The sequence below is a fragment of the Vagococcus sp. WN89Y genome, assembly GCF_052220145.1.
Lineage (GTDB): Bacteria > Pseudomonadota > Gammaproteobacteria > Enterobacterales > Enterobacteriaceae > Kosakonia.
The window spans coordinates 39,332-54,424 of record NZ_JBQPOM010000064.1 but is presented as its reverse complement, the minus strand read 5'-3'; the positions used below and the strand labels follow the sequence as shown (position 1 = coordinate 54,424).

Below are 15,093 nucleotides of genomic sequence, written 5' to 3'. Positions count from 1 at the left end.
TATGTCGCTGGCAAAAGCATCGATATGGACTGCTGCAAGCACGCTGGTCAAAATTGGCGCGGGCTTGCTGGTGGTCAAACTCCTTGCGGTGGCTTTCGGGCCATCGGGTGTCGGGCAGGCCGGTAACTTCCGCCAGCTGATCACTGTGCTGGGCGTGCTGGCGGGTGCCGGTATTTTTAACGGCGTGACGAAGTTTGTTGCCGGGCATCACGACGATCCTGCGCGCCTGCGCGTGGTGGTAGGAACGTCGTCGGCAATGGTGCTGGGGTTTTCCACGCTGCTGGCGCTGATTTTTCTGCTGGCCGCAGCACCTATCAGCCAGGGATTATTTGGTCATACTCAGTACCAGGGGCTGGTGCGTCTGGTCGCGCTGGTGCAGATGGGCATCGCGTGGGCGAACCTGCTGCTGGCGGTGATGAAAGGCTTTCGCGATGCGGCCAGCAATGCGCTGTCGTTGATAATTGGTAGCGTTATTGGTGTGCTCGCATGGTATTTGTGCTTCCGGGTTGGCGGCTATCAGGGCGCATTGCTCGGCCTGGCACTGGTACCGGCTCTGGTTGTTTTCCCCGCGCTGGCGATGTTGCTGCGCCGGGGTTCGATACCGCTCGCCTTTTTTAAGCCCCGCTGGGATAAGGCGCTGGCCGGGCAACTGAGTAAATTTACCCTGATGGCGCTTATCACTTCGGTCACGCTACCGCTGGCTTATGTGATGATGCGAAACTTGCTGGCGGCGCACTATAGCTGGGATGAGGTCGGGATCTGGCAGGGGGTCAGCAGTATTTCAGATGCCTACCTACAATTTATAACAGCTTCATTTAGCGTGTATCTGCTGCCAACATTAGCCAGACTGACGACAAAACAGGAGATCTCCCGCGAAATCGTTAAGTCGCTCAGCTTTGTGTTGCCCGCCGTCGCAGCGGTAAGCCTCTGCGTCTGGCTGCTGCGCGATGTGGCTATCTGGGTTTTGTTTTCCGACAAGTTTATCGCCATGCGCGATCTCTTTGCCTGGCAGCTGGTCGGCGATGTACTGAAAGTGGGTGCTTACGTTTTTGGTTATCTGGTGATCGCTAAAGCTTCGCTGCGCTTTTATATTCTGGCGGAAGTGAGCCAGTTTGCGCTGCTGACGCTGTTTTCTCGCTGGCTGATCCCGGCACACGGCGCTGCCGGGGCTGCGCAGGCCTATATGGCCACATACATTATTTATTTCGCCCTCTGTTGCGGCGTTTTTTTGATTTGGCGTAAGAAGTCATGACTGCACTTATTCACGTACTGGGATCGGATATCCCGCATCATAATCAGACCGTGCTGCGGTTTTTTAACGACCATCTTGCGGCATCAGGCGAGCACGCGCGCGAGTTTATGATAGCCGGGCGTGACGAGGGGCAGAGCGCAGCGTATCCGGCGCTGACGCTGCATTTCTATCCGGGCAAGAAAGCGCTGGCAAACGCCGTGGTGCAAAAAGCCAAAGCCCAACGCCAGCAACGTTTTTTCTTCCACGGCCAGTTTAATTTTAGCCTGTGGCTGGCGCTTCTACGCGGGGCCATCAAGCGCGACCAGTTTTACTGGCATGCCTGGGGCGCGGATCTGTATGAAGTGTCGCGTAGCCTTAAGTTCCGTCTTTTTTACCCGCTGCGTCGCTTAGCCCAGCGCCGCAGCGGCACGATTTTCGCCACCCGTGGCGATCTGGCATGGTTTGCGAGCCGTCATCCGGGCGTACCGGGTGAGTTACTCTATTTCCCGACGCGTATGGACCCGGCGCTGAATTCGCTGGCGCACAAGCAACAACGTGACGGCAAGTTAACGATTCTGGTCGGCAATTCCGGCGATCGTAGCAATGAGCATATCGCCGCGCTGCAAGCGATACACCGCCAGTTTGGTGATACGGTCAATATTATTGTGCCGATGGGTTACCCGGCCAATAACGACAGCTATATTGATGAAGTCCGTCGCGCTGGCCTTGCGCTTTTTAGTGCGGAGAATCTGCGCATTCTCAGCGAAAAGATGGCCTTTGATGATTATCTGCAGCTGCTCGGTCAGTGCAGTCTGGGCTATTTTATCTTTGCCCGCCAGCAAGGTATTGGCACGCTCTGTTTGCTGATTCAGGCCGGTGTTCCTTGCGTACTTAACCGCGAGAACCCGTTCTGGCGCGATATGGTCGCCGAGAATATACCGGTGCTGTTTACCACTGACGCGCTGAGCGAGCCGGTGATCCGTGAGACACAGCGGCAACTGCGGGCGGTGGATAAAAATGCCATCACTTTCTTTAGCCCGAACTATATCGCGCTGTGGCACAAAGCGCTGCGCATCGCCACGGGGAATGCAGCATGAGCCCACTGGAGTTTTGCGGTTTGCTGGTTATCTGGCTGGTGGCGACGCTGTTTATCGCCACCCTGACCTGGTTTGAGTTTCGCCGCGTGCGTTTTAACTTTAACGTGTTCTTCTCCCTGCTTTTTTTGCTGACCTTTTTCTTTGGCTTCCCGCTCACCAGCATCCTGGTGTTTCGCTTTGATGTTGGCGTCGCGCCGCCGGACGTGATGATGCAGTCGCTGCTGGCCGCCGCCTGCTTCTATGCCATTTACTATGTGACGTATAAAACGCGCCTGCGCGCAAAAGCAGACGTGCAGACGCGCCGCCCGTTGTTCACCATCAACCGGGTGGAAGCGCATCTCACCTGGGTGATGCTGGTGGCTATCGCCCTGGTGAGCGTCGGTATCTTCTTTATGCATAACGGCTTTTTGTTGTTCCGTTTGCACTCCTACAGCCAGATTTTCTCCAGTGAAGTCTCCGGCGTGGCGCTAAAACGCTTCTTCTACTTCTTTATTCCCGGCATGCTGGTAGTGTACTTCCTGCGCCAGAACAGCCAGGCGTGGCTCTTCTTCCTGGTGAGCACCGTGGCGTTTGGTCTGCTGACTTATATGATTGTTGGCGGTACGCGCGCCAATATTATTATCGCCTTTGCTATCTTCTTGTTTATTGGCATCATTCGCGGCTGGATTTCGCTATGGATGCTGGTTGCGGCGGGCGTGCTGGGGATTGTGGGTATGTTCTGGCTGGCGCTGAAACGCTATGGGCTGAATGTCAGCGGGGACGAGGCGTTTTACACCTTTTTATACCTGACGCGCGATACCTTCTCGCCGTGGGAAAACCTCTCTCTGCTGCTACAAAACTATGGCAACATTGAGTTCCAGGGCCTGGCGCCGATTGCGCGCGACTTCTACGTTTTCATTCCGACCTGGCTGTGGCCCTCGCGCCCCGGCATTGTGCTGAACTCGGCAAACTATTTTACCTGGGAAGTGCTGAACAACCACTCAGGGCTTGCGATTTCACCCACGCTTATCGGCTCGCTGGTAGTGATGGGCGGCGTCTGGTTTATCCCGCTCGGCGCGGCAGTTGTGGGGCTAATCATTAAATGGTTCGACTGGCTGTACAATCTGGGCAATCGGGAAACGAACCGTTATAAAGCCGCTATTCTGCACAGCTTCTGTTTTGGCGCTATTTTCAACATGATTGTGCTGGCGCGCGAAGGGTTAGATGCCTTTGTCTCCCGCGTGGTGTTCTTCCTCGTGGTGTTTGGCCTCTGCCTGCTGATGGCGAAATTACTCTACTGGCTGTTTGATAGCGTTGGGTTAATACATCAACGCGGCGAACGCGCGGGAAAACCTCTCTCACAGGTGTAAAGAAAAAAGATGACGGACAAAACGGCAGCGCCGCTGTATGACCTGCGGGGTCTGAAACTGATCGGCTGGCGGGATATGCAGCACGCGCTGGACTACCTGTGCGCAGGTGGTGATATCAAACAGGGAACGCTGGTTGCGATCAACGCTGAAAAAATGTTGACGCTGGAAGACGATGCCGGGGTGCGCGCGCTTATCGACGCGGCGGAGTATAAATACGCTGATGGTATTAGCGTGGTGCGCTCCTTGCGTAAGAAATTCCCTGGCGCTCAGGTTTCACGGGTTGCTGGCGCTGATTTGTGGGAAGCGCTGATGGCGCGCGCCGGGCAGACGGGCACGCCGGTGTTTCTGGTTGGCGGGAAGCCGGAAGTGCTGGCGCAAACGGAGCAGAAGCTACGCACGCAGTGGCAGGTTAATATTGTTGGCAGCCAGGATGGTTACTTTAACACGGAGCAACGCCAGGCGTTGTTTGAACGCATTCGGGATAGCGGGGCGAAAATCGTGACCGTGGCGATGGGTTCACCGCGCCAGGAGATTTTTATGCGCGACTGCCGAGCCGTCTACCCAGAGGCGCTGTATATGGGCGTCGGCGGCACTTACGATGTCTTTACCGGGCATGTGAAACGCGCGCCGAAAATCTGGCAGCAGCTTGGGCTGGAGTGGCTCTATCGACTGCTTTCGCAGCCGAGCCGCCTGAAACGCCAGCTGCGTTTACTGCGTTACCTGCGCTGGCATTACAGCGGCAAATTGTGATCTTCGGGCGGCGTATTACGCTGCCTTTTTCCTTTCATCTGCTGTTTTATTGTGCAGTGTAGCGATTTTTTTGCTACATCGTTTGCCATTTCCCGCAATTTAAGAAACCATTCGCTCACTCATTGCAGTGCCGTGGTGTTTTGCGCCAGCCTTTTTCGGTTCGGCGCCGCATGGCCTGTTATGAGATGTGGGAACACACATAACAATAACCCGCGATGTCGGGAAAGAAGCAAATACAACAGAGGTTATATGGCTAACAATAAACCAGAGCTTCAGCGCGGGCTGGAGTCTCGCCACATTGAATTAATCGCCCTTGGCGGCACCATTGGCGTGGGGCTGTTTATGGGGGCCGCCAGTACACTGAAATGGGCGGGACCGTCCGTGTTGCTGGCTTATATTATCGCCGGGATTTTCGTCTTCTTTATTATGCGCTCAATGGGCGAAATGCTGTTCCTTGAGCCGGTGGCCGGTTCGTTTGCCGTGTATGCCCACCGCTATATGAGTCCTTTCTTTGGTTACCTGACCGCCTGGTCATACTGGTTTATGTGGATGGCGGTAGGCATTTCAGAAATCACCGCTATTGGCGTTTACGTCCAGTTCTGGTTCCCGGATCTGGCGCAGTGGATACCCGCGCTTATCGCCGTGGGGCTGGTGGCGCTGGCTAACCTGGCGGCAGTGCGCCTGTATGGCGAAATTGAGTTCTGGTTTGCGATGATCAAAGTCACCACCATCATTGTGATGATTGTGGTGGGTCTGGGCGTTATTTTCTTTGGTTTTGGTAACGGCGGCCAGTCGGTTGGTTTTAGCAACCTGACTGAACACGGCGGTTTTTTTGCCGGTGGCTGGAAAGGCTTTCTGACGGCGCTCTGTATTGTTGTGGCGTCGTACCAGGGCGTAGAGCTGATTGGCATCACCGCCGGTGAAGCGAAGAATCCGCAGGTGACGCTGCGTAGCGCCGTCAGCAAGGTGCTGTGGCGTATTCTGATTTTCTATGTGGGTGCGATTTTTGTTATCGTCACCATCTTCCCGTGGAACCAGATTGGCACCAACGGCAGCCCGTTTGTTCTCACCTTTGCCAAAATTGGTATCACTGCTGCGGCAGGGATTATCAACTTTGTGGTGCTGACCGCCGCACTCTCCGGTTGTAACAGCGGCATGTATAGCTGTGGTCGTATGCTTTATGCGCTGGCCAAAAACCGCCAGTTGCCTGCTTTTGTCGGCAAAGTGACCAAAAGCGGCGTACCGGCGGCAGGCGTGACGCTTTCTATTATTATTCTGCTGGTGGGATCATGCCTGAATTACATTATCCCTAATCCGCAGCGCGTGTTTGTTTACGTCTACAGCGCCAGCGTGTTGCCGGGTATGGTGCCGTGGTTTGTGATTCTGATAAGTCAGCTGCGTTTTCGCAAAGTGCACAAAGAGGCGATTGCCAGCCACCCGTTCCGCTCGATGCTTTTCCCGTGGGCAAACTGGCTGACCATGGCGTTCCTGGTGTGCGTATTAATTGGCATGGGTTTTAATGAAGATACCCGTATGTCGCTGTTTGTGGGTATTATCTTCATTGCCGCCGTCACGCTGGTGTATAAGGTTTTTGGCCTCAATCGCCACGGTGAGACACAGCGGGTGGGGGAATAAGCGACAAAGTGCGCAAAGCATAACCAAACGCGCAATTTCTGCAAAAAAGCACTAGACAGCCGCGCCCGAAGTCCGTACTATCCACCCCCGCAACGGCGCTACGCGCCCGTAGCTCAGCTGGATAGAGCGCTGCCCTCCGGAGGCAGAGGTCTCAGGTTCGAATCCTGTCGGGCGCGCCATTTTAAACCCGGCGCTTGAGCTGCGGTGTTTCGTGAATATCACGAAACCGCGTGAAAAGATTTACAGTGGTGGCTATAGCTCAGTTGGTAGAGCCCTGGATTGTGATTCCAGTTGTCGTGGGTTCGAGTCCCATTAGCCACCCCATTATTTTGCAGTACAAGTTTCGTGGAATGCGAAGGTGGCGGAATTGGTAGACGCGCTAGCTTCAGGTGTTAGTGTCCTTACGGACGTGGGGGTTCAAGTCCCCCCCCTCGCACCACAACTTAGATTGAACGAAAAATTCAAAAAGCAGTAAAACGGCGAGTAGCGCAGCTTGGTAGCGCAACTGGTTTGGGACCAGTGGGTCGGAGGTTCGAATCCTCTCTCGCCGACCAATTTTGAACCCCGCTTTATGCGGGGTTTTTTCTTTTCTGCTTCCCGGCGCTTTCCGCAAGCTCTGTCGTTTTTTGATAATCCCGCAAGATTACACTGTCGCCAACAGGTGACATGCAACTCATTGATTATTCATTACTAAAGAAAATCCTATAATAATTGTCGCTGTGTGGCGACACTTTTGCGCGCCAGGCCCGCTATAACGAGGGCCAACAAGCTGGAAAGCCGCGCAGAATGCCTCGATTCCTAAAAGATTAGTATGCAATGCGTTTGTTAATGCAAACCTGGCACGCTATGTGCAATAATATACGTGTAGATGCTCATTCCACCTCTTATGCTCGCCATCCGGCTTCATAAACTCAGGAATGATGCAGAGCTGTTTACGGTGCTTATCGTCCACTGACAGATGTCGCTTCGGCCTCATCAAACACCATGGACATAACGTTGAGTGAAGCACCAATTATGTTGTCTATCAGACCTGTTTCAACGCCTGCCTTTATGGCAGGCGTTTTTTTTTGCTGCAACCTGAAGCCTTGCCCTTTAGCGCGATGGCGGGAATATGTGATGGGGTATTTATTTATGTCTGAATACCGAATGTAAAATGACGACCGAATTCATTCTATGGACATATTTACCCTGTCGGCAGGAAAGGACGGATAATGAAAGAAAAATTATTGCTGGCCGTGATGCTGGCTGCCAGTTTTTCGGTCGGTGCCGCTGAAAAGCCTCTGCATTGGGGCTATGAAGGCCAGGAAAGCCCGGAGCACTGGGGCAAACTTTCACCCGATTTTACGTTGTGTGAAAGTGGTAAAAACCAGTCACCGGTCAATATCCACGACGCATTGCGTACACATCACAGCAAACTCGCGCTGGCTTTCCGGCAGGGTAAACAGCAAATAATCAATAATGGCCACACTATTCAGGTTAACGTCAGCGATGGCAATACGCTGAGCACAGGCAAAGAGACCTTTACGCTGCAGCAATTTCATTTCCATGCGCCCAGTGAAAACGAGATCGATGGTAAACAGTTCCCGCTGGAAGGCCATTTTGTCTATCAAAATAAAGAAGGTGCTTTGGCCGTACTGGCGCTGATGTTTCAGGAAGGAGAAGCCAACCCGCAGTTAGCAAAAGCCTGGCAGCAGATGCCCGCGAAGATTGAACAAGCGGCGATATTGACGCAACCTGTGGATATAAAAGCTCTATTGCCTGAAAAGTTCAACTACTACCGCTTCAGTGGCTCTTTGACGACACCACCGTGTTCTGAAGGCGTGATCTGGATGGTATTGAAACAGCCTGTAAGCGCTTCTGATGAACAAATCCGGCAATTCCACGCGGTGCTCCACCACGCAAACAATCGTCCGCTTCAGTCTCTGAATGGCCGCGTTATCATTGATTAATGCAGGGCGCTCAACAAAAGTGGTGCGCGCTGAGCATCGCCCTCTTTAAAGCCGTCGGATAAAAAAATTTGAACCCGGCGCTGAGTGTTCAGCGCCGGTTTTTGTGTGCAGAAGATTAAACTGAAGGGGGTGTTTGCAGCGTCAACAGCAGGCCGTCGCGGCGCATAGTAGCGGCTTCTTCCGGCTGATGCATACGATCGAGGCAGTCGGCAAGCCATGCGTAATCAAAAGCATCGGGACGCTGTTTCAGCGCGGCCCGGAACGCCAGGCTCGCTTCCTGCCACTCGCCGTGTTTCATCAGCGACTGGCCCAGCGTGCTCCATAAAATCGGGCGATCGCCCTGTGTTTTGATCTGCTGGCGTAGCACTTTTTCAATCTGCTCTGGATTATTAGTCTTCAGCCGTGGGATCACTTCAACCAGGCGATCGTCGTACTGGCGCTTCAGACCGTCGAGGATGATCGCTTGTGCCGTGTCGTGATCGTCACATTCAATAAGGTGCTCGGCCATCGCCACTTGCAGGCTGACCTGGTGGCGGGTTTTACGATGCTGGTTTTTCCACCAGGCCCGTAACCCTTCACTGCCCTGATCGGCGCGCACCTGATCCATCATGCCGGTCCATGCCAGTTGTTGCAGCGCATCATGATGCTCTTCGTCACCGACGCCCGCTTTCGCCATCGACGGGATAATATCCAGCAGCGACGTCCACGCGCCGGTGCGGATGTAGGCTTGCTCTGCCAGACGCAAAACTTCCGGGTGGCGCGGGGTTATCTCCAGCAGTTTATCCACACCGTGACGCGCAGCATGGTTTTCATTACGCGCCAGTTGCAAACGCACGCGGGTAATTTCTACCGGGATCGGATCTTTTTCCGCCAGCTCCGCGGCGCGTTCCAGATGCTGATTAGCGCGGATTTCATCACCACGCTGTTGGGCCGCTTCTGCCGCCAGCAGATAATTGACCACCGGCTGCTCGGCGTGATCGGCATTCTTCGACATCAGCTTTTCAACCTGCTGATAGTCGCCTTCTGCCAGTTTCAACAGCGCCTGCTCCGTCTGCTTACGGGCGCGGCGACGCTTACGGCCAACAAACCAGCCGCGCGTGTGGGCGCCGGTACGGAAAATACGACGCAGCAGCCACTCCAGCGCAAAGATCGCGACTAACAATAGCACCAGCATGATCACCAGACCGGTCACGCTGGTTTCAACATTGTAATTATCCGTCTGGATCAATACATAACCCTGATGCCCGGCAAGCATTGGCCCAAGGACGATCCCGGCGATTAACAGTGCAAAGAGTAAAAGAACTTTCAGCATCGTTATTCTCCCTGCACGTTTTGGGCGGGCGGGGTCTGCGCCTGCTCAGACTGGACGCCAGGCTGCGCCAGTAGGTTACGTACGCGGGTTTGCATCAGTTTTTCCAGAATGGGTTGGCTTTGCAAAGACTCCGGCAGATCCATCGCGATGCTTTGCTGGCTCAGCTTATCGACCTCTTCAAGGAACGCCTTCGTGGCGGCATCGTCCGTGTCGTAGTAAGCACGCACCCACGTGGAGACATTATCCAGCGCTTGCTTGTAAGTCTCTTCCTGGTGACGCGGTACGGCCTGAGCCGCTACCAGCAGGCGCGAGCGAATATTTTCACGCAGATAGATATCCTGATTCGGCGCGAGCAGCGGTACGGCGGTTTCATCGCGACGGCGAACAGTGATAAAGCTGTCCATAAAGTTCTGCCAGCTTTTTTGCAGGTTTACGCGCCATTCGCTGATAGAACCTGACAGCTCGCCGCTGTCGGCATCCATCGGGGAGTCGTCGTCGTTATTATCCGCCAGACGCAGGTTATCGATTTGATTGGAAAGCTGATTAAGTTTGAGGATTGCGCCGTCGTAGTCCACCTGGGTAACGGCAGAAAGGCTGGCGATATCGTCGGTGATCGCCCGACGCGCGCTAATCAGGCTCGGGTCATTCATATCCGCCAGGCTGGCGTCGGCGCTTTTGAGCAGCGCGGCGGCGGTCGTCACATCCTGATCGCTCCATAATTTGCGACCGGCGAGTTTCACCAGAAAATCGGCCTGCGCCAGTTGCCACGTCCTGGCATCTGCGCCCGAAATCGTCGCCACTTTCTGCTGCACTTCATCAAGCTGCTTTGCCAGCGTCTCTTGCTGGCGTTTGGCTTCTTCCAGCGCGCTAGCCTGCTGTTTGATTGTCTCTTCAAGCGCGGTACGTTCTTTATCCTGCGCCTGTTGCAGCGCGATGACCTGGTTTGCCATCTGACCGTTATCACTGTGCAGATGTGCCGTCTGCTGTTTGACCCAGCCATATAGCCCAACGCCCGACGCCAGCGCAATAGCGATGGCAATCGCGCTTAGCGCAAGGCTGGTCCTGCTAGCACGGTTGCGCTTCTCAGCGTTGACCGGCGGTGGCGGGGTGCCGTCTACCGTTTTGGTTTCTTCAACCGCGGCGGAGGAGTTTTGTTGTTCCGTCATCATGGCTTCCCATTATGAGAGTTATTGTAATGCGCGAAGCAGCGCATCGTTATCAGCATTGTCAGCGACCTGAATATCCCGCCAGCCCAGCTCCCGGGCGAGGCACGCCAGACGTTCGCTAACCACGACCAGGCGGCAGCGAAGTAACCAGTTTTCCCGATACCAGGGAGGGATAAGTGAAAAGAGTTGCTGCATCATTTCACCGCTGGTGACCACAATGGTGGTCACGCCGCGTGTATGCCAGCGCATCGCTTCTTCTGCGCCGTCATAAAATTTTGCGCCGCGCTGATAACATTCGCAGATTTCAACCTCTGCGCCGCGAGACGCCAGTGTTTCAGCCAGCAATTCGCGCCCACCATTACCCCGTAAGATTAGCGCATGTTTCCCCTGAACACTTTGTAATTCAGGTAATTGTAGTAAAACTTCGCTGACTTCCCGATCGTGCGGATAGCGAACATGCAGACCGCTTACGGTGTGTAACGCCAGCGCTGTCGTGCGCCCGATGGCAAAATAGTGTGGCTCGCCTGGCCAGACTGCCCCGATTTGCTGCAAGTGCGCATGGGCAAATGTCACCGCGTGCCGGGAGAGCACAAAAACCATATCATCGGGCGAGAGTGCGGCGAGCCGGGCGGGCAGCGAGGGTAATTCGCGGCCCGCTGAAAATTCAATGAGCGGAAAGCTCCATGCCACCCGGCCCAGTGTGCGCAGACGGCTCACTAATTCTTCCCCGGCAGGGGACGGGCGAGTGACAAGGATACTCATGCGGGCGCCTCTCCGTTATAAACCTCGGCCAGAATGGCACGCGCGCCATTATCCAGCAGCTCTTCCGCCAGCGAGACGCCAAGCGCATGGGCATCCGCTGGATTACCGCGACGCTCGCCGCGCACCATTAATGTGCCATCCGGCGCGCCAACCAGCGCACGCAGCCAGATTTCACCGTTAATTAGCTCCGCATAGCTGCCAATCGGCACCTGGCAGCCGCCCTCAAGGCGCGTATTCATCGCCCGCTCGGCTTTCACGCGCACGGCGGTATCGTCATGGTTCAGCGGCGCCAGCAGCGCGCGGGTGCGGGCATCGTCCAGTCGGCACTCAATACCGACCGCGCCCTGGCCCACGGCGGGCAGCGAGACTTCCGGCGGCAGCGCCGCGCGAATGCGGGATTCCAGACCCAAACGCTTCAGCCCGGCGACGGCCAGAATGATGGCGTCATAGTCGCCATTATCCAGCTTGCTCAGCCGTGTACCGACGTTCCCACGCAACGAGCGGATCACCAGATCCGGGCGGCGCTCCGCCAACTGACATTGACGGCGTAAACTTGACGTGCCAACCACGCTGCCGGCAGGAAGCTCCTCCAGCGAGTTATAGTGGTTTGACACAAAAGCGTCACGCGGATCGTCGCGCTCGCAAATCGTGACCAGACCCAGGCCATCGGGGAAATCCACCGGCACATCTTTCATCGAATGCACGGCGATATCGGCACGGTTCTCAAGCAGGGCCAGCTCAAGCTCCTTAACAAACAAGCCCTTACCGCCCACTTTAGCCAGCGGCGTATCCAGGATAACGTCGCCGCGGGTAACCATCGGCACCAGCTCTACACGCAGATCCGGGTGAAAGGCTTCCAGGTTATCCTTAACGAAGTGTGCTTGCCAGAGCGCCAGGGGGCTTTGCCTTGTGGCAATTCTTAAAACTTTGTCTACCATGCTTGTTACCGTATTTATCGTCCGTTGACCATCCTAACATTGTTGCTCTGGGGTGTCAGTGTTCCCGGTCGATTGCAGAAAGCAGAAAGGTTTAGCCCGGCGCGCGGAGCGTATTTAGGAATTTACAGATTACGTTTGCTGCTACACTGCTATGTAGCGCATCTTTCTTTACGGTCAATGTGCAAGGTGTTAAATTGATCACGTTTTAGACCATTTTTTCGTCTTTAACCCTACAAAGTCCAGGACGAAATAGGGTGACGGCTACTTTGGATTTTCTGTATACGCTTATCCTTCAGGCCGCCGGGCAGTTTGAAGCGTGCTGTTTGAAGAATAACGTGTATAAACATCAGGCGATATGTCTTGTACCTCTATATTGAGACTCTGAAACAGAGACTGGATGCCATCAACCAACTGCGCGTAGATCGCGCGCTTGCTGCCATGGGCCCTGCTTTTCAGCAGGTTTACAGTCTGCTGCCGACATTGTTGCATTATCATCATCCGCTGATGCCGGGTTATCTTGACGGTAACGTTCCCCAGGGCATTTGCCTCTACACGCCCGACGAAAACCAACTTTATTACCTGAACGAACTCGAACTGCATCGCGGTATGCCTGCGCAGGAGTCGCCAAAAGGCGAGCTGCCTATTACCGGCGTGTACTCCATGGGCAGCACCTCCTCCGTCGGGCAAAGCTGCTCGTCGGATCTCGACATTTGGGTCTGTCATCAATCCTGGCTGGATAACGAAGAGCGCCAGCTATTGCAGCGTAAATGTAGCCTGCTGGAAAGCTGGGCTGCGTCGCTGGGCGTTGAAGTCAGCTTTTTTCTGATAGACGAAAACCGCTTCCGCCATAACGAAAGCGGCAGTCTCGGCGGCGAGGATTGCGGTTCGACGCAGCACATCCTGCTGCTTGACGAATTTTACCGCACCGCTGTGCGTATGGCCGGTAAACGTATTCTGTGGAATATGGTGCCGTGCGATGAAGAAGAGCATTACGACGATTATGTGATGACGCTCTACGCGCAGGGTGTGCTGACGCCAAACGAGTGGCTGGATTTGGGCGGGCTAAGCTCGCTGTCGGCGGAAGAGTACTTCGGCGCCAGCCTCTGGCAGCTCTATAAAAGCATCGACTCGCCCTATAAAGCGGTGCTGAAAACCCTGTTGCTCGAAGCCTATTCCTGGGAATATCCCAACACGCGCCTGCTGGCCAAAGATATCAAACAGCGCCTGCACGATGGTGAGATCGTGTCGTTCGGCCTTGATTCGTACTGCATGATGCTGGAGCGCGTCACTCATTATCTGACGGCAATTGAAGACACCACGCGTCTTGACCTCGTGCGCCGCTGTTTCTACTTAAAAGTGTGCGAAAGGCTGAGCCGTGAGCGCGCCTGCGTTGGCTGGCGCCGCGAAGTGATCACCCAACTGGTTAAAGAGTGGGGCTGGGACGAAGCGCGCGTTGCGATGCTGGATAACCGCGCAAACTGGAAGATTGACCAGGTGCGCGAGGCGCACAACGAGCTGCTCGATGCGATGATGCAGAGCTATCGCAACCTGATTCGTTTCGCTCGCCGCAATAATCTAAGCGTTTCCGCCAGCCCGCAGGATATCGGGGTGCTCACCCGTAAGCTGTATGCGGCGTTTGAAGCGCTACCGGGGAAAGTGACGCTGGTGAACCCGCAAATTTCACCGGATCTCTCCGAGCCAAACTTAACCTTTATTCATGTGCCGCCGGGCCGCGCCAACCGTACGGGTTGGTATCTGTACAACCGCGCGCCGAATATGGATTCCATCATCAGCCATCAGCCGCTGGAATATAACCGCTATCTGAATAAGCTGGTGGCCTGGGCCTGGTTCAACGGTCTGCTGACGTCGCGCACGCACCTTTATATAAAAGGCAACGGTATTGTTGATTTGGCGAAACTGCAGGAAATGGTCGCGGATGTGTCGCATCACTTCCCGTTGCGCCTGCCCGCGCCCACGCCAAAAGCGCTGTACAGCCCGTGCGAAATCCGTCATCTGGCGATAATTGTTAACCTGGAGTACGACCCGACAGCGGCGTTTCGTAACCAGGTGGTGCATTTTGATTTCCGCAAGCTGGATGTGTTCAGCTTTGGCGAGCAGCAAAATTGCCTGGTCGGCAGCGTCGATCTGCTCTATCGCAACTCGTGGAACGAAGTGCGTACCCTGCATTTCAACGGCGAGCAGGCGATGATCGAGGCGCTGAAAACGATTCTGGGCAAAATGCACCAGGATGCCGCGCCGCCGGATAGCGTGGAAGTGTTCTGCTACAGCCAGCATCTGCGCGGCCTTATTCGCACCCGCGTGCAGCAGCTGGTTTCTGAGTGTATTGAGCTGCGTCTTTCCAGTACGCGCCAGGAAACCGGGCGCTTTAAAGCGTTGCGCGTAGCCGGGCAGACCTGGGGATTGTTCTTCGAACGGCTGAATGTCTCGGTGCAGAAACTGGAAAACGCTATCGAGTTTTACGGCGCGATTTCACACAATAAACTGCATGGCTTGTCGGTGCAGGTAGAGACTAATCATGTCAAGCTACCGGCGGTGGTGGATGGCTTTGCCAGCGAAGGCATAATCCAGTTCTTCTTTGAAGAGACCGGTGAAGAGGGCTTTAACATCTATATTCTGGATGAGAGCAACCGCGCGGAAGTTTACCATCATTGCGAAGGCAGCAAAGAGGAGCTGGTGCGCGACGTCAGCCGGTTCTACTCGTCGTCCCATGACCGTTTCACCTACGGCTCAAGCTTTATCAACTTCAACTTGCCGCAGTTCTACCAGATCGTAAATGTCGACGGGCGCGCGCAGGTGATTCCGTTCCGCAGCCAGGCTATCAACGCCGTGACCCCGGCCAACCAGGATCACGACGCGCCGCTGTTACAGCAGTATTTTTCGTGA

The 15,093-nt window shown here is 54.9% G+C and carries 11 protein-coding genes and 4 tRNA genes; 11 read left to right on the top strand and 4 right to left on the bottom strand.

Annotated elements, in window-relative coordinates:
- The first annotated feature begins 1 nt into the window (after position 1).
- The 10 genes from wzxE (at position 2) to ACTU3N_RS18325 (ending at position 8,011) form a co-directional block, all read left to right on the top strand.
- The gene (gene wzxE / locus ACTU3N_RS18370) at positions 2-1,252 is read left to right on the top strand and encodes a lipid III flippase WzxE (RefSeq protein ID WP_443087566.1); all 1,251 of its coding nucleotides are present in this window, start codon (positions 2-4) and stop codon (positions 1,250-1,252) included.
- Positions 1,249-2,328 carry a TDP-N-acetylfucosamine:lipid II N-acetylfucosaminyltransferase gene (locus ACTU3N_RS18365; RefSeq protein ID WP_443087565.1) on the top strand — a complete coding sequence of 360 codons (1,080 nt, stop codon included), beginning with the start codon at positions 1,249-1,251 and terminating at the stop codon, positions 2,326-2,328. The genes wzxE and ACTU3N_RS18365 overlap by 4 nt, the downstream gene beginning before the upstream one ends.
- The gene (wzyE, locus tag ACTU3N_RS18360) at positions 2,325-3,677 is read left to right on the top strand and encodes an ECA oligosaccharide polymerase (RefSeq protein ID WP_443087564.1); all 1,353 of its coding nucleotides are present in this window, start codon (positions 2,325-2,327) and stop codon (positions 3,675-3,677) included. Before ACTU3N_RS18365 ends, wzyE begins: the two co-directional genes overlap by 4 nt.
- A 9-nt stretch (positions 3,678-3,686) precedes the next feature.
- The gene (wecG, locus tag ACTU3N_RS18355; RefSeq protein WP_443087563.1) at positions 3,687-4,427 is read left to right on the top strand and encodes a lipopolysaccharide N-acetylmannosaminouronosyltransferase; all 741 of its coding nucleotides are present in this window, start codon (positions 3,687-3,689) and stop codon (positions 4,425-4,427) included.
- A 249-nt stretch (positions 4,428-4,676) separates the two neighbouring features.
- Positions 4,677-6,062 (top strand): bifunctional threonine/serine APC transporter ThrP, encoded by a 1,386-nt coding sequence (gene thrP / locus ACTU3N_RS18350; RefSeq protein ID WP_443087562.1) that lies wholly within the window; start codon positions 4,677-4,679, stop codon positions 6,060-6,062.
- Positions 6,063-6,164: 102 nt separating this feature from the next.
- A tRNA-Arg gene (locus ACTU3N_RS18345) sits at positions 6,165-6,241 on the top strand.
- Positions 6,242-6,310: 69 nt separating this feature from the next.
- A tRNA-His gene (locus ACTU3N_RS18340) sits at positions 6,311-6,386 on the top strand.
- 28 nt (positions 6,387-6,414) lie between these two features.
- Positions 6,415-6,501, top strand: a tRNA-Leu gene (locus ACTU3N_RS18335).
- Positions 6,502-6,539: 38 nt separating this feature from the next.
- Positions 6,540-6,616 (top strand) — tRNA-Pro (locus tag ACTU3N_RS18330).
- A 657-nt stretch (positions 6,617-7,273) separates the two neighbouring features.
- Entirely contained in the window at positions 7,274-8,011 is a 738-nt protein-coding gene (locus tag ACTU3N_RS18325; protein WP_443087561.1) for a carbonic anhydrase, read from the top strand.
- Positions 8,012-8,126: 115 nt separating this feature from the next.
- Here ACTU3N_RS18325 and hemY read toward each other — a convergent pair whose 3' ends face one another.
- The 4 genes from hemY to hemC are packed head-to-tail and all read right to left on the bottom strand — an operon-like array spanning position 8,127 to position 12,189.
- Positions 8,127-9,323: a protoheme IX biogenesis protein HemY gene (gene hemY / locus ACTU3N_RS18320; RefSeq protein WP_443087560.1), complete on the bottom strand. Its 1,197-nt coding sequence runs from the start codon at positions 9,321-9,323 to the stop codon at positions 8,127-8,129.
- 2 nt (positions 9,324-9,325) lie between these two features.
- The gene (hemX, locus tag ACTU3N_RS18315; RefSeq protein ID WP_443087559.1) at positions 9,326-10,492 is read right to left on the bottom strand and encodes a uroporphyrinogen-III C-methyltransferase; all 1,167 of its coding nucleotides are present in this window, start codon (positions 10,490-10,492) and stop codon (positions 9,326-9,328) included.
- Positions 10,493-10,510: 18 nt separating this feature from the next.
- On the bottom strand, positions 10,511-11,251 hold the full coding sequence (gene hemD / locus ACTU3N_RS18310; RefSeq protein ID WP_443087558.1) for a uroporphyrinogen-III synthase: 741 nt from the start codon (positions 11,249-11,251) through the stop codon (positions 10,511-10,513).
- The gene (hemC, locus tag ACTU3N_RS18305; RefSeq protein ID WP_443087557.1) at positions 11,248-12,189 is read right to left on the bottom strand and encodes a hydroxymethylbilane synthase; all 942 of its coding nucleotides are present in this window, start codon (positions 12,187-12,189) and stop codon (positions 11,248-11,250) included. Before hemC ends, hemD begins: the two co-directional genes overlap by 4 nt.
- 360 nt (positions 12,190-12,549) lie before the next feature.
- Here hemC and cyaA point away from each other — a divergent pair, with 360 nt between their 5' ends.
- The gene (gene cyaA, locus ACTU3N_RS18300) at positions 12,550-15,093 is read left to right on the top strand and encodes a class I adenylate cyclase (RefSeq protein WP_443087556.1); all 2,544 of its coding nucleotides are present in this window, start codon (positions 12,550-12,552) and stop codon (positions 15,091-15,093) included.